The organism is Streptomyces doebereineriae (assembly GCF_031845645.1).
GTDB classification, from domain to species: domain Bacteria; phylum Actinomycetota; class Actinomycetes; order Streptomycetales; family Streptomycetaceae; genus Streptomyces; species Streptomyces canus.
Map to the genome: position 1 here is coordinate 124,615 of NZ_JAVREZ010000009.1, position 19,022 is coordinate 143,636.

The following is a 19,022-nucleotide window of genomic DNA, read 5'->3' on the forward strand; positions in this document are numbered from 1 at the left end:
CGGGGGGAACCGCCTGAAAGCGGAGGGCCCGAACCTTCATGTCCGTCCATCCCAGACGCCTGCGCATGTCCGGACGCCGGCTGTTGCGACCGATCGCCACCGCCGTCGTCACCGCGTTGACGGCCGCTTCGCTGGCCGGCGCGACATCCGCGCACGCCGTGGCAAAAACGTCGAGCACCTCGCACCGGCCCACGTCGCACAGCAAGAACTCTTCGTCCGCCACCCGGCACCTCAACCCCACGGAGGCGGCGTCCGCACAGGCGAAGAGGACCGGCGAGCCGGTGACGATCGATCAACTCACCGACACCGCAACGCTGGTGGTGGCCAACCCGAACGGCACCTTCACCCGCACCGACTCCTCGATGCCGCAGCGCACCCGTCTGCACGGGAAGTGGGTGCCGATCGACACGAAACTCGTGCGACGGGCCGACGGCACCTGGGCCCCCAGGGCCGCGGTCACCGACGTGGCATTCTCCGGAGGCGGTTCGGACGCGCTGGTCACGATGCGCAACGGCAGTGACCGGCTGGGCTTCTCCTGGCCGGAAAAGCTGCCCGAGCCGGTGGTCTCCGGCGCCACCGCCACATACCCCGACGTGTTGCCGCAGGTGGACCTGCAGTTGACCGCGGACGCCTCCGGCTACTCCTCGATTCTCGTGGTCAAGTCCCGCAAGGCGGCGGCCGATCCACGGCTGCGGACTCTCTCGCTCGCCACCGCCTCGGATCATCTGAAGCTGGCGTCCACGCGCGACGGTGGCACCGAGGCCAGGGACCCGCGCACCGGCGAGACGGTGTTCCACAGCGACACCGCGCTGATGTGGGACAGCGCCGTCCAGAAGAACGGCGGTGCGGCACTCGCCTCGCCGCGTGCCGAGCACACGGCAGCGGCCAAGGTCGGCAGACATCGCGCCCAGGTCCGGCTGAGCTTGAAGCACGGGAAGCAACTGCTGGGCCTGGACCAGAAGTTGCTGACCGCCAAGAGCACCACCTACCCGGTCTACGTCGACCCCGAATGGAGCGGCAGGCCCTCCCAGCTGGACTGGGCCCGCATCTCCGACAACGGGTGGAACGTCTACAACTCGACGTCCACCTCGGGTGCGACCAACGCGCGTGAGGGGTGGGACAACAACACCCCCGGAAACGGTGAGCGGGCCCGCACCTACTACCAGATGAACACCAGCGGCATCAAGGGTGCCGTGGTCAGCCATGCCTCTCTGTACGTGAAGCAGCTGTCCGCCGCCTCCTGCTCCGACACCCCGGCCGCCGTCTACGGCACCGACCGTCCCGCCGGCTGGAGTTCATCCTCGCTGTACTGGGGCCACGAGCCCGGCGGCCGCACCGGCTCGCTGGGCACCAACCCCAAGAGCCACGAGGCTGGTACCTGTCCGGTCACCGACGGCGCCCACTCCTGGGTCAGCCCGCCGTCGCTGGAGTTCGACGTGACCTCCCGGGCCCAGAGCGCGGCGGCCGGCGGCTGGAAGAGCATGACGCTGATGGTGCAGTCGCCCGACATGAACGACGCGACGCAGTGGAAGCAGCTCGCCTACGGCGGCGGCGCGACCATGTCGGTCACCTACAGCTACCGGCCCAAGCTGAAGAACGGCACCGGCACCCCGGCCGTCAAGCCGTCCACCGTGAGCATGGGCAAGACGATGACCACGACCCACACGCCCACGCTCTCGGCGCGCGCCGTCGACCCCGACCTGGCCGGCGGCAGTGAGCTGCTGCGCATCGACTACAACGTCTTCAACTCCTCGGGCACCCTGATCCACCAGGGCTTCGGACCCAGTACGGACTCCAAGAAGCGCGCCCGCTACAACACCAACGGCAGTGACTGGACCACGCCGAGCCTGCCAGACGGCACCTACACCTGGAAGGCCACCGCGCAGAACGCGGCCGGCTACTGGGCCGGGCCCGGCGCGGGCATCTGGACCAAGACGCAGACCTTCACCGTGGACACCAGCGCGCCCCCGGCCCCGACGGTGACCTCGAGTCAGTTCCCGGCCAAGCAGATCGGTGCCGCCTTCGGCGACAAAGGCACCTTCACGCTCGGCAACAACCACACCAACAACATCACCGGCTATCTGTTCGCCCTGGACGCCACGCTCGGCAACACCGTCTACAGCAGCAGCGTCACGCACTGGACCACCAGCACGACGATCACGCCGGGCAAGGTCTACTACGTCACCTCCGACAACGGCCCCGGCACCGGTACCTCGGTCATCAACGGCAGCGCCTCTCCCGTCTTCGCCCCTGCCAAGGCGGGCCCGCACACGCTGTACGCCAAGGCCGTGGACCAGGCCGGCTCGACCTCCATCACCCAGACGGCCTACGCCTTCTACGCCGGCACCAGCACCCCGACGTACGCATACGGTGACAAGATGATCACTGGCTGGACGGCGACCAACACCGACGGCACCACCACGGCGGTACCCAAGGCGACCACCACCTCCAAGGGCGGCCAGCTGATCAGCCAACCCGCCTACAGCGGCTACGAGTTCGCCGACGGCTACCAGGCCATGCTGGCCAACAAGAGCACCACCTCGAAGGTCAGCAGCGGCGACAGTGCGACCTTCAGTTTCGACATCCCCAAGGACGGCCCCTGGAGCTTCGGAGCCAACCTGACCAGGGGCAAGGACTACGGCATCTACAACCTGGTCCTGGACGCGGGCAAACCCACCCAGGCCACCCTGATCAGCGGCCTGGACGCCTACAACGCCTACACCACCACCCGGTTCCTCAACCTCGGCATCCCCAAGGACACCAACGGCCAGCTGCTCACCCTCAAGCAGGGCGTGCACACCCTGACCCTCAGCCTCACCGGCAAGAACCCCGGCTCCGCCGGCTACCAGGCCGGCCTCGACGTGCTGCGCCTCGCACCCGCGCTGACCTGCGCGATCAACACCACGAGCAGCTGCCTGAACAACACCGCGACCAGCACCTTCACCACCACGACCAGTACGGCCGACGCCGACGGCTCCGGCAACAGCATCAACTCCGCTGACCTGACCGGCACTTCGGGCTGGCAGAGCGGCAAGTCGGTGAGCGTGGACGGCGCGAACATCACGCTGCCGAAGTTCGGCACCGGCACCTACGACAACATGCTGGCCTCCGGCCAGACGGTCACCGTGCCGGGCAGCGGGGTGGTGAACACCGGTGACGCCCTGGTGTTCCTGGCCTTCGCCACCGGCGGCGCGGCCAAGAACGCCACCGGCACCATCACCTACGCCAAGAACAACTGCATCGACCCCGACGGCAACCCCGCCGACCAGCCCTACACACTGGACACGGTGCCCGACTGGCTGGCCGGTCCGGCCTCCGCCGCCTCGCTGACCCTGGTCCACGAGAACCATGCCAACAACACCCAGACCAGCCCGAGTCCGGGGCCGAAGGTCTACGCCGTCAGCGTCCCGCTGACCTGCCCCGGGTCGGTCGTCAGCAGCATCTCCCTGCCGCTGTTCACCAACGGCGTCCAGGCCGGCCAGCCCAGCCTGCACGTCCTCGGCATCGGCCTACGGCCGCTGACCGTCACCGGCAACGGCACCCAGCACTGGGCCGGCACCTGGTCCTCCGTCGAGGACACCGCCAAGGTGACGCAGTCCGGCGGCAGCGCGGCCACCGTCAACGGGCAGACGCTGCGCATCCCGGCCCACATCAGCATCGGCACCGACGACGGAAACGGCGTCCGCATCCACCTGTCCAACGCCCTGGGCAGCAGCCCGGTGACCTTCGACGCGGCCTCCGTCGCCCTCCAGGACACCACCGCGGGCGGTGCCACGGCAGCCGCGGCACCGGTGCCGCTGGCCTTCGGCGGCACCTCCACGGTCACCATCCCGGCGGGCGGCGACATCACCAGCGACCCGGTGACCCTGCACCTCGGCCAGCAGGCGACGGTTCTGGTCAGCCTGCAGGTGCATGGCTCGGTGTCCGCCCTGCCCGGCCACGGCGCGGCCCAGACCCCCGTGTGGGTCAGCGACGCGGCCAACCGCACCGGCGACACCGCGGCCGGCAAGTTCACCCAGACCACGTACGGCGGTCTGCCCTACCTGGCCGGCATCGACGTCACCACCCCCGTCTCCACCCCCACCGGCTCCCTGGTCCTCTACGGCGACCAGAGCGTCAACGGCGACACGGCGAGCGGCGACGGCAAGCACCACCTCAGCGACGCCATCACCAACGCCATCGTGGGCGACCCCAACGGGGACTCCTCGGTGGACTACGGCGTGCTCAACGCGGGCACCAACAGCTACGGCCTGAACGGCAACCTGCTGCCCCAAGGCACGTACAGCGGCAGCCCGACCAACGCGCTCAACCCGCTGGACCGCAATGTCCTGGCGCAGGGCAACGTGCGGACCGTGCTCGTCTCCACCGGCGCCGCCGACCTGCTCAACTGCACCGGCACCGCCGACGCCTGCGCCACCGGTGTCGAGAACGGACTGGCCGTGCTCAACAGCGAGTTGAGCTCGTACTGCACCGATGACGGACAGACCTTCGTCAACAACCAGCCGATCACGCAGAACTCCAACATCACCGTCTACCTCGCGACCATCCCGCCGTTCACCGCCATCCACCCGGGCACTGCGACCCAGGAGTCCGCACGTGAGCAGGTGAACCAGTACCTGCTCGACACCTTCTCCTCCCAGGTCATCGACTTCGCCGCTGCGGTCTCCACGGACGGCACGGCCACCTCGTCGACCGTCAAGGCGGCGGACCTCTGGGACGGCAACCCGGCGGACGCGTACTACGACGACCTCGCCGGCCTGTACCTGGACGCCACCAACACCGGTACGGTCAGCATCGCGCCGAACCTGATCGTCCCGCAGTCCACCGGCAGCGACACCCCCGACAACGAGTGGGAGCTGGCCACTGACGGCACCGACGCCCGCGGGGACAACCCCTTCACTGCGGTCGGCGGAGCGACCTTCGGCACCAGCGGGCCCGACGCCGTCAACGCCCCGGCCACCGCGTCCTCCTTCGACGGCAGCACCGGGTTCCTGGAGAGCGACCACACCGCGGTCAACACCCTCGCCGACTACACCCTCTCCGCGTGGGTGAAGCTCGACTCGGCGGACAATCCGGCCACCGCCGTCTGCGAGGGGACCAGCCAGCACCAGGCCTTCTACCTCGGCTACGACCGGAGCAACAAGGGCTGGATGTTCCAGACCACGACCACCAACGACGACAGCGCCGACTTCCCCACGGCGGAAGGAGACACGGGCACCGGGGCCCTGGGCACTTGGACCCACCTCCTGGTCACCTACACCGCACCGGTGGACGGTGACGACAGCACCGGCATGATGTCGATTTACCAGAACGGCACCCTGATGGGCACCGCCACCAACCTCACGCCCCAGTACGACTCTTCGATGCCCCTCACCATCGGCGGCTGCATCAACAGCCCGGACCAGACCTCGCCGTACAACGCCTTCCCCGGCTCCGTCTCCGACGTACAGGTCTACCCCTACGCGATGCCGCCGAGCCAGGCCGGCGCGAGCAGCGTGATCGGGCCGTCCGGCTGGGACAAGGGCATGCCCGAGGACGAGTGGAAGCTCGGCACCGACGGCACCGACACCGCCTCCCTCAACCCGTTCACCTCCACCGGCAGCGCCACCTTCGGCACCGACGCACCCAGCGGACTGTCCGGCAGCGTGGCCTTCGACGGCAGCACCGGCTTCCTCAAGGGCAAGCAGAGCGCGGTCGACACCCTCGGCGACTACACCGTCTCCGCCTGGGTGAAGATCAACTCGGCACTGGGAACGGCCGCCATCTGCCAGGGAACCACATCTCACCAGGCGTTCTACATCGCCTACGACAAGAGCAACCAGGGCTGGATGTTCCAGACCACCACCAGCAACGCCCCCGACTCCGACTTCCCCACCGCCGAGGGCGACACGGGCACCGGCGTCGTCGGCGCCTGGACCCACCTCGTCGCCACCTACCGCGCCCCGGTCGCCGGCGACCCGAACACCGGCACCATGTCCCTCTACCAGAACGGCACTCTGATGGGCACGGCCACCAACCTCAGCCCCCAGTACGACTCCAGTCTTCCCCTGACCATCGGCGGCTGCGCCAACAGCGCCTCCGCGACGACCCCGTACCTCGCCTTCCCCGGCTCCGTCGCCGACGTCCACGTCTACCCGCGGACCCTCTCGGGGACCGAGGTCAGCGCCCTGCACTGAGTCACGACGCAATTCGAGGGGCGTTGCAACACTGCTGGTCAGCTGGCTAGGTCCAGTAGTTCAGCGAGGCGCTCGGCTGGGGTTTCCCAGTCGAGCGCGCAAAAAGCACGCGCTCGCGTCAGTCAATGTTCAGGAGTTCTGAAGGCAATGAGCCAAGTGTGCTGAACCAGGGAACGGGCCCATCCGGTCGTACATCGGATGGGCCCGCGTCGGCGTGACCGCGTACCGGGTTCAGTCCGCCGAGTCGACGTCGGCCTTCCGCCAGCGGGCGCGCAGGCTGAACGCCGCGCTCTTCGGCCGGCGTTCTCGGGTGAACACTCCCTTCTTGTTGCCGTCGACGCGGAAGACACCGGGCGCCGTGGCGAAGTCGGCGAAGTTCCAGACCTGCTCGCCGACGACCGCGTCGACACGGTCGAACACCCGGTGATACACGTCGAGCAGTTCGGTCTGGTACTCCTCGGTCCACGGGCTGGGCACGACGCTGCGCAGTCCCGGGTAGGCGTCCGATCCGTACTCGGTGATGACGATGGGCTTGTCGTGCGCGGCCCACTGCCGCAGTTCCGCCTCCAACTCCGTCTCGGCCGTGGCCAGGTCGTCGGGGCCGAAGTACCAGCCGTAGTAGCGGTTGAGGAGCACGACGTCGAACAGGTCGGTGACCACGCACTGGTCCGGTTTGCCCATGAGCGCGTTGACGTAGGCGACGGGACGTGAGGGATCCAGTCGGCGTGCCTCGGCCGCCAGTGGCGCGAAGTAGTCGCGCGCCTCCGGTTGGACGTTGTCCGGCTCGTTGGCGATGGACCACAGCACGACACTCGGATGGTTCTTGTCGCGCTCCACGAGCTCCCTCACCGCCTGCAGGTGCGTGCGTTGTGTGCTCTCCCCCACGGTGTCGGGCGAGAACGTCGACGCCTTCCGGCCGGAGCCGAAAACACCTCCCGCGATGTTCAGGTTCAGGCCGACGGCCGCCGTCTCGTCGATGACCACCACCCCCTGTCGGTCGGCGTAGTCCAGCACCTCCTCGGCATAGGGGTAGTGGGAGGTGCGGAACGAGTTCGCGCCGGTCCACTCCAGCAGGGCGAAGTCATGCACCATCAGGGTGTCGTCGTGGGCCCTGCCGCGTACGGCGGCGTCCTCGTGTTTGCCGAAACCCTTGAAGTAGAACGGGGTTCCGTTGATCAGGAATTCCGTGCCCCGTACCTCCACGGTGCGCACGCCCACGGACTGCCGGTAACTGTCGACGAGGTCGCCGGAGGTGCTCCACAGCGTGGCCTCGAGTTCGTAGAGGTAGCCGTCTCCGGGCGCCCAGGGGTGCACGTCTTCGATCCTGAGGGTCCCCTCCGCGCCGGTGGAGGCATGGACCTCGACCCCCGAGGCATCGCGCAGCGAGACACGTACCTCGTGCTCTTCGGCTTGTGCGGTGCTGTCCACGCGGTAGGCGACGAGGCCGGTCGCGTCCTGCAGGCCGGTGGTCACGGTGATGTCGGTGATGTGGACGGGGGGCGTGGTGTACAGCCACACGGGCCGGTGCAGGCCCGCGTAGTTGAAGAAGTCCTGGAAGTAGTGCTGCACCCGGCGGCCGTCCGCTCGTTCCTCCACCCGGCCGGGCGGTATCGACTCCCAGGTCAGTTCGTTGTTGACCACGACGGTGACACGGTTCTCGGCACCCGGCCGCAAGTGCGCCGTGACGTCGGCCTCGAAGGGGGTGTAACCGCCTTCGTGCCGGGCGACCTCGACATCGTTGACCCAGGCGACGGCGCGATGCGTCGCGGCGTCGAAGCGGAGTACCGTCCGTTCCCCCGCCCACCGGTCAGGAACCCATACCTGCGTCTGATACCAGACGTCCCCGACATGGTCACGGACGTTCTTGTCCGGGAAGATGTCGTTGTAGCTGGCCGGCACCGGGATGTCCACGGCGCTCGCGAGCTGCGAGCGCCACCAGCCCTCGGCACGGCCGGCACCCTCCGCGTCCAGGCGGAAGCTCCACAGGCCGCCGAGAGAGCGGCGTTCGCGAGTGGGGCCGTCCTGGGGACGAAGCATGGTTGGTTCTCCTGTTCTGTGTGCGTCTGTCGACGCGACGGTCTACTTGATGCCGGTGTTGGCGATGCCCTGGATGAAGTGCCGTTGCAGGGCGAGGAAGAGCAGGATGATCGGTGTGACGACCGTGACCGCCCCGGCCAGCAGCAGGCCGTAGTTGGTGCCGTTGGCTCCCGTGGAGAACAGGGCGAGGGCGACGGGCAGCGTGTAGTGGTCCTCGGTCTGCGCGATGACGAGCGGCCACAGGAAGTTGTTCCACTGCGCGAGGAAGGTGAGGATCGCCAGCGTCGCCAGCGCCGGCCGTGTCAACGGCAGGATCACCCTGAGGAAGATCCGGGATTCGCCCGCACCGTCGAGGCGCGCCGCCTCGACGAGGGCGTCCGGGATGTCCCGGATGAACTGCCGCATGATGAACACGCCGAACGGTGTCACGAGGAAGGGCAGGATGAGCCCGAGGTAGGAGTTGCCCAGGCCCATGTTGCTGACGAGCACGAACAGGGGGACGAAGGTGGTGACGCCGGGGATGATCAGCATGGTGAGGACGAGTCCGAACAGCAGACGCTTCCCCGCGAACTCGATCTTCGCGAAGGCGTATCCGGCCATCGAGCAGAACAGCAGGTTTCCCAGCACACAAGCCACCGCGACGAGTGTGCTGTTCAGGAAGTACAGTCCGAAGTTCTGCTTCGACAGCAGCTGTTCGAAGTTGACGAAGGTCGGGGACCGGGGAAGCCAGGCACTCGGATGGGCGACGATCTCGCCGGTCGGTTTCACCGAGCCGAGGAACATCCAGGCAAAAGGTGCCAGCGTCGCGAGGAGTCCGAGCACGAGGGCGCCGTAGAGAACGAGACGAGCGGTGGGGACCCGCCGGGGCGGGCGCCGGTCCCGGAAGGCGGGTCCTGTCGTTGTCGTGGTGGCGGTCATGTCAGGCCCTCGCTCGGAAGATGCGGAACTGAAGAAGGCTCAGTAGGGCGATCGCGGTGACCAGCACATAGGACGCGGCCGATGCCAGTCCGTAGTTCCCGAAGCCGAATTGCTGGTAGGCGTAGTAGCTGATCGAGGTCGTGCTGTCCAAGGGGCCGCCGCTCGTCATGACGAACGGTTCCTCGAAGAACTGGAGGTAGCTGATGCTGAGCAGGATGGCGACCACCAGCGTGGTGGGCCGGAGCAGCGGCAGGGTCACGCTGCGGAAGGCCCGCCAGCGGGACGCGCCGTCCACCACGGCCGCCTCGTGCAGTTCGGGCGGGATCGACTGCAGTCCCGCCAGGAAGATCACCATGGGGATGCCGAAGTGCCGCCAGACCGCCATCACTATGAGGGCGGGCATGGACCAGTGGGGATCGTTCAGCCAGTCCGGCCCCGAGATTCCCACCACGGACAGAACCGAGTTGATCATCCCGTCGGGCTTGTAGAGGTACCTCCACACGACCGCCACCGCCACGATGCTCGTCACGACCGGGGCGAAGTAGGCGACCCGGAAGAAGCCCTTCGCACGCTGGATCCCGGAGTTGAGTGCGACGGCGACGGCGAGGGAGAGCACCATCGTCAGCGGTATGCCGACGGCGACGAAGTAGAGCGTGTTCAATGCGGCGCGTACGAAGGTGGGATCGTCGAAGAGCGCGGTGTAGTTCTCCAGGCCGACGAAGTTGACGCTGAAGGGCGTCTGCACGTCCCTGCTGGTGATGTCCGTGACGCTCATCGACAGTGACGAGAAGACCGGCCAGATGCCGAACGTGGCGAACAGCAGGACGAAGGGTGAGCAGAAGGCCCAGGCGACCACGGTGCGCCGCAGGCGTCCGGAACCCCGCCTCGACCGCTGAGTCGGCTGCCCGGTGGAAGACATCTCGCGTGCGGGTTTCAGGGAGGTGGCCGTGGTCATCGGGGCTGCCCCGTTCCGATCGCGGACGCTTTCGCCTCGATCCGTTCCAGGGCCGCCTTCGGTGACGAGACCCCCTTGGCCACCTTCTCGATCTCGGCATCGAGGACCGCTGAGATCTGCTTCCACGTGGTGACGGTCGGGCCGGGCAGCGCGGTCTGGAGCTGGGACCGGAAGACGGCCAGCGTCGGGTCCGACTTGAGCTTCCCCTCATCCCAGGCCGCCTGGACGGCGGGAAGGTCTCCGGACTGTTCGTACCAGTCCTGCTGGACGTCGGGCCGGGAGAGCCACCGGATGAACTTCCAGGCACCGTCGCGGTTCTTCGCGTCCTTGAACACCGCCCAGTGCCCTCCCCCGATGAAGCTGGCGTTGGACGTCGACCCCTTCGGGAGCGTGGCGACCCCCACCTTGTCCTTGACGAAGTCCGCTCCGCCCGCCCCCTTCAGCAGTGCCGTTTCCCAGGGGCCCGAGACGAGTGCGGCGGTGGAACCGGCGACGAACTGCGGCTCGATCTCCCCCAGACTCACCGCCCCGTTGCGGGTGGCGGTCTTCGACGTGAAGAACGACTGGTAGTACTCCAGCCCCTTGAGCGCCTCGGGTGTGTCGAAGGTGAACTCGGTGCTGTTCTCGTTCATGAGATGCGCGCCGGCCTGCCACATGAAGGGCAGGACGCCCTGCCAGCTCGCCGCCACGCCGGTGGGCAGCGCCAGGCCCCACTTCGCGCCCTGCTTCTGGAGGGCCTTGAGGAACGGGCCGTACTCCTTCCAGGTCTTCGGCGCGGAGACTCCGGCAGCCTGGGCCAGGTCCTTGCGGTAGAACAGGACGCGGGTGTCCACATACCAGGGGACGCCGTACGTGCCCCCGTCGTAAGTGGTGCTCTGAGCGGCGCCTCGGTAGAAGGACGAGGTGTCGACGAGACCGGCCGGCACCTGCTCGAGTCCGCCCGTCGAGGCGAAGTTCGTCAGGTCGGCGGATCCGACGAGCGTGGCGTCCGGCGTGTCCTGGGAGGCGATCGCCGTTTCGACCTTCTTGGCGTAGTCCTGCCACGGGATGGCCGTGACCTTCACCTTCGCGTCCGGGTTGGCCTTCCGGAAGCGCGCGGCCAACTCGGGCAGGCGCTCGCCCTCGGTGCCCATGGCCCAGACGTTGATCTCGCCCTTGGCAGGTGAGTCGCTGATGGGAGCGCCCTTGGCGCCCCCGCCGCCTTGTGTGTCGGACCGGCCGCAACCGGCCAGAACCAGTGTGGCGGCCAGACCGCCGATGATCGCTTTCGACAAATGCGAGGTGGACATCCTTGTCCGTCTCCTCTCCACCCGGTGGATGCGTGAGCGGCCCTACCGCACGTCGTGGTGTGGGTCAGCGAGACCGTACAGCGAAAACCGAACAGGTGCCACACTTTCGGCGAGGGTGATGTTGGCGGATTATCGGCCGGACACCGCCCCGCACCGCCCGCTTAGGGTTGGGGGTATGACCGAGAAGACGGCGGCCCGTCCGGCCACTCGCCGAGGCCCGTATGCCAAGAGCGCACAGCGCAGGGCCGAGATCGTCGCCTCGGCGACCGCCGTGTTCGCGGCTCGCGGTTACCGTGGAGGGTCCCTGAGGGAGATCGCCAAGCAGCTCGACCTCAGCCTTACCAGCGTGGTGCATCACTTTCCGAGCAAGAGCGCGCTCCTCGTGGCCGTCCTCGAGAACGCGGACTCCGCGAGCATCGAGTCCTTCGAGGCGGACAGCCGGGGAAAGGGTGTGGCCTACGCGGTCCTGCGGTACGTCCGCCGCAACCTGGAAAGGCAGGAGATGCTGCGGCTCCTCGCCTTGATGGCCGCGGAGGCCTCGGCTCCCGATCACCCGGCGCACGAGTGGTTCCGTGACAGGTACGAGCGGGTCGTCACCGCTTTCACGACCGCGGTAGGCAGGGACCAGGACCTGGGACGTATCTCGAACCGCAGGCACCCCGAGCTGATCGCGGCGGCCCTTGTCGCGATGTGGGACGGCCTCCAACTCCAGTGGCTCATCGACCCGCGGCGTGATCTCCTGGCCGGGATGTCGGCCGGCTTGGAGGATCTGCTGGGCGATCCTGCCGTCGGCGACCGGCACCCGTAGAGCAACACCTTCTACTCCTCGAGACCAGATGGCCGCGCCCGCCCGTCCCGGTGCGTTGTGGGGGTCCGGTTCGGCGTCAGGCGTCAGGCGCCTCAGGTGGGACCGGCGCCCGACTTCACGCGGTCGACGGCCGTATCACGCCGACTCGGCCGACTCTTCGAACTCCAGCGGGAGGTCGGGCCGGCCGAGACTCCCGACCTCGGGCAGGTCTGGTTCGTCGACGCCCTCTGCCGCGACCGCTCCGAGGTCGAAGGCCACGTCAATGCGATCAGGCGGGTCGGCCTCGACGGCTGATCCGGGCTTCTCCCCTCACCCGAGGTGCCCAACGCTCCGGCAGCGCATACGAAGGCCCCTGCACCGACTCGGCCGGACAAACCGAGGGAGGAGCGACTCGACGAAGTGCCGTGTCGGGCCCTTGGTCAGGACCGCTGACGACGCATGAGGGCTCGAACGTAGGTCAGCAGGACCGCCAGGTAGAGGGCGGTCACTCCGATCACCCAGGCCGTGGGGAGCTTGCTGCCGAGGATCAGGGACGCTTCCAGGACCGCGACGAACAGGAGGAGTCCCCCGTCACGTATTTCGCTTCGAGTCATGTGCGAATGTCACTTCCGGGTCGGACGGACGATCGGGTGACATCTGAACTGGCTTGCCCTGTGGGGCGGGTGGGAAGGATGTCGCTGTGCCCGAGCGTATCCCGAAGAATTCCGCGAGGATGCCGTACGGATTGCAGGAGCCGCGGCCCGGGCGTGACGGTCGAGCAGGTGGCCGCCGGCTTCGGAGCGCACTACGGAAAGTGCGTCGGCGGATCAAGCTGCTGGAGCAGGAGAATGAGGTCCTGCGTCGGCCGCGGCTACCTGTCGCAAGCTCATCTGCCGGGAAAAGGAGCTACCCGCTCGTGAAAGAGCCGGCCACGGGCGGAATTCCCGTCACGGCCACGTGCAGGGTCCTGAAACCTGCCCGCCAGCCCTACTACTGCCGGCCTGAACGGCCAGTGAACGATGGCCAGTTCGAGCAGGCCACACGAGCGAACGCGTGGTTCGACCCTCGCCGCAAGAAGCGCGGCAGAAACAAGAAGGCCGTGGCTCACCGATATCACCGACCACCCTCGACCACGGAATCCTTCTTCAGCCCGCTGTAGAAGAACGTCCTCGACCGCCGGACCTGAGCCACCCGTGAGAACTGCGGATCGCGTTCGCGGCCTGGATCGAGAGGACCTACCACCGGCGCCGCAGACAAGCCGCACTCGGCCGACCGACACCCGCCGAATTCGAAACCGTCATGACCACTCCGGCCGGCGCCCTGCGGCACGCTACGGGCAGCAAACCCGACCACGCGCTACTACCGCATATACGAGTCGGCGGGTTCACTATCTGCAGATCTCAGCCGGCGAGCTTGTTGGTCTTGCGGATCTGTCCGTCGAAGACCCCGGCGGGAAGGATACGGTGCGCCGCGCTGACGAGCCGGGCTTGCCGGCCGGCGGTGTACCGCACCTTCGGCTTGGGGTCGGTGGCGGCCGCGACGATCGCCTTCGCGACGACATCGGGGTCGTCGCCCTCCTCGTTGACCGCCAACGCCAGCTTGTCGGCGATGCGCCGCTGCTCCGCGTAGATTTCCATGGGCATGTCGGGCTCGACGGTGTTCGCCTCGAACGAGGATTTGGTACCGCCCGGCTGGACGATGAGGGCCCGGACCCCGTACTCGCGGATCTCGTGGTCCAGGGACTCGGTGTACCCCTCGAGCGCGTGCTTGGACGCCGAGTAGGTGGCCATGTACGGCGCGGGGAGGAAACCGAGGACGGACGAGATGTTGATGATGCGCCCGCCTCCCTGGGCGCGCATGTGCGGGAGAACGGCCTTGGCCATGCGCATCACACCGAAGACGTTGATGTTGAAGAGGCGCTGGGCCTGCTCGAGAGAGTTTTCCTCGGCGGCGCCCGAGGAGCCGATGCCCGCGTTGTTGACCAGGACGTCGATCCGCCCGAACCGCTCGATCACCTGATTGACCGCGGCAGCGACCGAATCGTCGCTGCCCACGTCGAGGGCGAGGAACGTCACGCCGTCGCGACGGTCGGCGCCCGACGTCTTCCGGCTCGTTCCCACCGTCTCGAAACCCGCTGCGGCGAGCGCGAGGGCGGCTGCCTTTCCGATACCGGTGGACGCGCCTGTCACGAGTGCCACCGGTCGGCTTGTTGTAGTCATTGTGGCCTCCAGAGCCATTGTCGTATGACCGTAATACTAAACATGGGGGCGGACGGTTGGCAAGTGGTCTTGCCGGGTGCTGCTTCAACAGGTGCAGCACTGCCGCTGGCGGATCTGCATGCTCATGGCATCACCGGGGGCGTGACCGACGGACCTTCGGCCGGGCCGGTCACGCAGGCCGTGGCGGCGCTCCACATTTCGTACGGCTTCGCTGTCGTCGCCGCCTCGACACGCGTCTCGAGGCGATGAACCGCCGATCAGGATGAGGTCACCACATCGGCCCGATCTACTCGGTGGTGCTGCCTGGGAGCCCCCCGGCGGCGAGTGCTCGCGCGTATGCCTCACGATTCATCAGAGGGAGCTCGCCAGTGGCGTCCGTGGTGGCGATGTACGCAAGCATCCGCCCCTGACCTTCCTTCGATTGATCTCTGACCAGGAACTCGCCGTGCTCGAACTGCAAGCCGTCCTCGATCGGCAGGGTGCTGCCGAAGTAGATGGATCGCTTGATGGCTCCGAGGGACTTCTTCGAGCGTAGGCTCAGATACTCTGCGCGCTCGATCGACCGTGCGAGGACCTGTTCCTGTGGCACCACTTCGTCGACCACACCGAGCGAGAGAGCCTCTGCAGGCGTGAACGGCCTGCCTTCGAGAATGGGGATCAACGCCTGCTGAGTACCGATCAGACGAGGCAGTCGCTGAGAGCCGCCGCCACCCGGTGTCAGTGCGAGCAGGACTTCTGTCAGGCCGATGACATGCTCCCCGTCTGCCATGATGCGCAGATCACAGGCAAGTGCCATCTCCATGCCGACGGCAAGTGCCGAACCGTTGAGCGCCGCGACGAAGATGGTGCCGCTTGCCTGCATCTTCAGGAAGGTGGCATGGAAGCCGTCGAGTTGCAGAAGTGTCTTGAGCCGAGTCATCCCCACGAGCGTTCTGACAACCGGCACTCGGTTGATGAGTCGCGCCGTGCGCGTTGCGAGCCTGGCCAGGCGCGTGTTGATCGGCGGGAATCCAGTGCCACCTCCTTGTAGCCAGCGCACATCAGAATGACTCAAGAAGCGGTCAGGATGCTTACTGGTGAAGACGACCGCGCGGATGTCCGGATCGCGGTCTGCACGATCGACCAGCTCTTTCAGCTGCTTGGACATCTCGATATCGAACAACGCATGCGGGCCTCCGTCGAGACGAGCGACAAGCACCCCTGCGTGGCCCTCGACGTCAATGTGTCCTGCGGGCTGCGAGCTACTTCGCGACGTGTCCATGTGGTCCTCCGGTGAGTCGGCTGTGGTCGACGGTCTCCGGCGCTCGCGCGGGTCACGCTCCCCTGAGACGGCGACGCATTCCGTGTGCACGGGGCGTGCCGACGCGGTGGTCCGGTCCTTGCTTCCGGTTTCGATGATCGCGGTCGCCATGCCGTCTCCCGCGGTGCGCGCGAGTGCGCTGACCAGGCCCGACGCTACGGACAGCGAGCTGTGAGCGAATCGGTCATCGTATCGGTCACCGAGATGGCGAAGTGTGGAACGCAGGTGGCACGAGCACTCCGGCGGCAGCCGCCATGAAGCTTTCAAGCAGGGGAGCTTTACCGACGGCGCCAGGAGCAGGCCGCCGGATTGATGCCTCCCTGGAGCACTCCACCGCCGCCATGGTCACCATGCTGTTCGACCAGGCCGAGAAGCGCGACCCGACGCCCGGCCGCGCCGGATCGTGCTGGTCGACGGTGCCAACCACCAGCTGGAATACCGGGAAAGAGACGGCGCCGGACGCGGCGTGGACATCGACATCATCGTCGGTAGCGGCTGCAGCCCTCAACCCTGCGCAGCCCTACCTGAACCCCCGAGGACCTGCGCCCAGCCGACCCAGGGTGAGCGCGATGCGGCAGGCCTTCCACAGGACAACAGCCTCGGCCCCCCTTCCAGGACTATATAAAGGATCTTGTATCTTGATACACTTCAATTGATACATGAGCGAGGAGGGCGCATCGTGAGCCGTACTGTCATCGATCTCGACGACGAGGCACTGGAAGAAGCGGCCAAGGAACTGGGCACCACCACCAAGCGCGACACGATCAACACCGCCCTCCGAGAGGTCACGGCCCGCTTCCGGCGTCTGCGCTCCCTCGAAGAGGCCCGCGAACTCGTGGCCGACGGGGCCCTCGATATGGACCTGCTGCTGAACAAGCACTCGTACCGCCCCACGAGTGCCGGTGACGTCCACGGCACTGGAGCGGAGAAGTGAGCGTCGCCGACTACCTCATCGACACCTCCGCTCTCGCTCGCGTCCTGCTCCGCCAGAACACGGCCGAATGGGACGACAGGATCGCCGCCGGCCTCGTCGCGATCTGCGACCTCACCGAACTGGAAGTCCTGTACTCGGCCCGTTCAGCCACAGACCGCGCCCGCTTGAAGGCTGCACTCGACACCCACTACACCTGGTGCCCCATGCCCGAGGGCGTCTACCGCCGTTCCCGCATCATCCAGGAAGAACTGACCGCCAAAGGGGAGCACCGCAGCGCGGGCCCGGTCGACCTCCTGGTGGCGGCCGCCGCGGAAGAAGCAGAACTCACCCTGCTCCACTACGACCGCGACTTCGAGACCATCGCCCGCACGACAGGGCAGCCGGTCCGCATGATCGACCTCAGGCGGTAAGGCCTGCACGGCCGCACGGACTGCGGGCAAGCCTCTCACCGACCGCCCTCGCAGAGGCAGCACGCCACCGACGACGGCCCGCACCCCTGATAGACCACCGCGTGCACGGCGCCTGCCACCCCCAGCAGGGCGTGGACGCGGAGATCACCAGGCGGCACAGCCCTTCGCTCGAACCACCTGCAGAGCCCTACCCCTGCGCCGAGCGAACACGTCAGCACAGGTCAGAACGACTACCCTGGCGCGCCGCTCGTCGGCAGCCCCGACCACCTCCCCGACGGTTCAGACCGTGAACTCCCGGATCACCACGTTCCGGAACACCGCCTGCCCGTCGATCGTGAACAGCGCCAGAGCCGTGTCGGACGGGTCGGGGAAGGCCTCGGTCGAGTGCACGTACCGGCCGTCGTCGACGAACATCTCGACGGACGTGCGGTCGACGAGGATCCGCAGGCGGACCGTGCCGGCGGACAGGTCGAACGGCGTGCGGCTCTCCTGCCAGCGGCCGGAGGTGTCGGGGCTCACGGTGTAACCGCGGTTGACGAAGGCGTAGTCGCCGTAGACGCCCGCGTCGATGTGCCGCCCACCGTCCGACGACCGCCGCAACTGGAGGCCGGCGCCCACCAGTTGGTCCCAGGTGATCTCACAGGTCAGCTCGTACGCGGTACCCGTGTAGTCGAGCGGTCGTGTGCCGTCGACCGCGATGTCGCCGAGGTCCACCGTGCGCGACACATGGTCGTCCAGGGCCGCCACCGGCTGGGACGCCAGGTAATACGTACCCGACGCGTGGTTCAGCCGTACCTCGCGGACGATCGAGTCGGTGCCGTTGAAGCCGTCGCACTCGATGGTGGGCGTGGTGTTCGCGTAGTCCCAGTGGTTCATCCAGCCGATCGCATACCGCGCGTCAGGGTCCTGGACCCCGCTCGCGTCACGTTTGTCGAAGGTGACCGCCGCGTACCAGTCCCAGCCATGGTCCAGCCACTGGGGATCGGACGCGTCGGCGGTGAAGGTCGTACCGTCGAAGGAACCCGTCCAGTACGCGAACGTGCTCGGCAGCCCGGAGCCCTTGCCGTTGGCGCTGACGCCCAGCACCCACTTCCAGGTCCCGTCGTCCGCCCTGATCCGGAACAGGTCGGGGCACTCCAGGACGCCGATGCCGCCCTTGATGAAGCCGCCGACGTACGTCCACGCCTTGAGGTCGGCGGAGTGGTAGAAGCCGACCTTGTCGTTCTCGGCGAGCAGCATCACCCACCGCCCGCGCTCCTCGTCGCGGATCACCTTGGGGTCGCGGAAGTCCCGTACGCCGGGGTTGGCGAGGACCGGGGCGGTGCCGTGGTTCGTGAAGGTGCGGCCGCCGTCCGTCGAGTAGTACAGGTACTGGGCCTGGGTGACATCGTCGGCCGCCATGGTGGCGAGGACGATCACCGCGCCGGCGCCGAAGCCCGCCGTGTCGTCCGTGTCGACCACCGCCGAGCCGGACCAGACATCGCCGTTGGGCGTCGTGTCCTTCGGCACGGCGACGCCCCGGTCGGTGAAGGAGACGAGGTCGGTGCTGGTGGCCAGGCGCCAGGCGGTGCCGGCCGTCGTGCCGCCCGTCGAGTAGTCGGGGTTGTAGAGGTAGTAGTAGTGGTACTCGCCGTCGATCCAGATCGGGCGCTGCGGGTCGTTCATCCACTGGTCGGGGACCGTGAAGTGGTACTCGGCGCGATAGCTGCCCGGGCACGCGGCCGTCGCCGCGCGGGGCACCGCCACCGCCGGTCTCACGAGGTCCGGCAGCAGAACACCGGCGGCGCCGACGGCCGAGGCCGTCAGCAGCGACCGCCTGGACAGTGCCTCTCCCAGGCCGAGCGAACTCCTCTTCATGCCACGCATCGTGCGGCTCCCTTCCCCGACGTCGTCGTCGGGACGCGGCTCTTGTGGACCGGAACCGTATACCTAACTCGTTAAAGGTCAAGCCCTCGCGCACCGGCCGATTCGGTAACTTCCCATCTGCGCGCATCCCT

At 67.5% G+C, this 19,022-nt stretch carries 13 protein-coding genes and 1 pseudogene; 6 read left to right on the forward strand and 8 right to left on the reverse strand.

All coding sequences use genetic code 11. The features are described from left to right. Positions 1-38 precede the first annotated feature (38 nt). Positions 39-6,176 carry a LamG-like jellyroll fold domain-containing protein gene (locus RNB18_RS25835; protein WP_311716506.1) on the forward strand — a complete coding sequence of 2,046 codons (6,138 nt, stop codon included), beginning with the start codon at positions 39-41 and terminating at the stop codon, positions 6,174-6,176. Between the two features lie 231 nt (positions 6,177-6,407). Here RNB18_RS25835 and uidA read toward each other — a convergent pair whose 3' ends face one another. The 4 genes from uidA to RNB18_RS25855 are packed head-to-tail and all read right to left on the reverse strand — an operon-like array spanning position 6,408 to position 11,375. Next, positions 6,408-8,213, reverse strand: a complete 1,806-nt coding sequence (gene uidA, locus RNB18_RS25840) for a beta-glucuronidase (RefSeq protein ID WP_311716507.1) — start codon at positions 8,211-8,213, stop codon at positions 6,408-6,410. Between the two features lie 42 nt (positions 8,214-8,255). Continuing rightward, on the reverse strand, positions 8,256-9,131 hold the full coding sequence (locus tag RNB18_RS25845; RefSeq protein ID WP_311716508.1) for a carbohydrate ABC transporter permease: 876 nt from the start codon (positions 9,129-9,131) through the stop codon (positions 8,256-8,258). 1 nt (position 9,132) lies between these two features. Beyond that, positions 9,133-10,086, reverse strand: a complete 954-nt coding sequence (locus RNB18_RS25850) for a carbohydrate ABC transporter permease (RefSeq protein ID WP_311716509.1) — start codon at positions 10,084-10,086, stop codon at positions 9,133-9,135. Further along, positions 10,083-11,375 (reverse strand): sugar ABC transporter substrate-binding protein, encoded by a 1,293-nt coding sequence (locus RNB18_RS25855; RefSeq protein ID WP_311716510.1) that lies wholly within the window; start codon positions 11,373-11,375, stop codon positions 10,083-10,085. The genes RNB18_RS25850 and RNB18_RS25855 overlap by 4 nt, the downstream gene beginning before the upstream one ends. 175 nt (positions 11,376-11,550) lie before the next feature. Here RNB18_RS25855 and RNB18_RS25860 point away from each other — a divergent pair, with 175 nt between their 5' ends. Further along, positions 11,551-12,183: a TetR/AcrR family transcriptional regulator gene (locus RNB18_RS25860; protein ID WP_311716511.1), complete on the forward strand. Its 633-nt coding sequence runs from the start codon at positions 11,551-11,553 to the stop codon at positions 12,181-12,183. A gap of 96 nt (positions 12,184-12,279) precedes the next feature. Beyond that, positions 12,280-12,477, forward strand: coding sequence for a hypothetical protein (locus RNB18_RS25865; protein ID WP_311716512.1), 198 nt, complete (start codon positions 12,280-12,282; stop codon positions 12,475-12,477). A gap of 125 nt (positions 12,478-12,602) precedes the next feature. Here the strand turns inward: RNB18_RS25865 and RNB18_RS25870 are convergent, their stop codons facing one another. Then, positions 12,603-12,776, reverse strand: coding sequence for a hypothetical protein (locus tag RNB18_RS25870; RefSeq protein ID WP_311716513.1), 174 nt, complete (start codon positions 12,774-12,776; stop codon positions 12,603-12,605). Positions 12,777-13,359: 583 nt separating this feature from the next. On the opposite strand from RNB18_RS25870, the pseudogene RNB18_RS54105 reads away from it, so the two are divergent. After that, positions 13,360-13,482 (forward strand): annotated as a pseudogene (locus tag RNB18_RS54105) (IS3 family transposase); the annotation flags it as partial. Between the two features lie 80 nt (positions 13,483-13,562). On the opposite strand, the gene RNB18_RS25875 reads toward RNB18_RS54105, so the two are convergent. Together RNB18_RS25875 and RNB18_RS25880 are read right to left on the reverse strand one after the other, a co-directional pair. Continuing rightward, positions 13,563-14,381: an oxidoreductase gene (locus tag RNB18_RS25875; protein WP_311716514.1), complete on the reverse strand. Its 819-nt coding sequence runs from the start codon at positions 14,379-14,381 to the stop codon at positions 13,563-13,565. A 286-nt stretch (positions 14,382-14,667) separates the two neighbouring features. After that, positions 14,668-15,792 (reverse strand): enoyl-CoA hydratase/isomerase family protein, encoded by a 1,125-nt coding sequence (locus tag RNB18_RS25880; RefSeq protein WP_311716515.1) that lies wholly within the window; start codon positions 15,790-15,792, stop codon positions 14,668-14,670. A gap of 568 nt (positions 15,793-16,360) precedes the next feature. On the opposite strand from RNB18_RS25880, the gene RNB18_RS25885 reads away from it, so the two are divergent. Continuing rightward, on the forward strand, positions 16,361-16,615 hold the full coding sequence (locus RNB18_RS25885) for a type II toxin-antitoxin system VapB family antitoxin (RefSeq protein WP_311716516.1): 255 nt from the start codon (positions 16,361-16,363) through the stop codon (positions 16,613-16,615). Beyond that, positions 16,612-17,025, forward strand: coding sequence for a PIN domain nuclease (locus tag RNB18_RS25890; RefSeq protein WP_311716517.1), 414 nt, complete (start codon positions 16,612-16,614; stop codon positions 17,023-17,025). Before RNB18_RS25885 ends, RNB18_RS25890 begins: the two co-directional genes overlap by 4 nt. Positions 17,026-17,304: 279 nt before the next feature. Here RNB18_RS25890 and RNB18_RS25895 read toward each other — a convergent pair whose 3' ends face one another. After that, complete coding sequence (locus RNB18_RS25895; protein WP_311716518.1) at positions 17,305-18,882, reverse strand: glycoside hydrolase family 32 protein; 1,578 nt, start codon at positions 18,880-18,882, stop codon at positions 17,305-17,307. Positions 18,883-19,022: the final 140 nt, after the last annotated feature.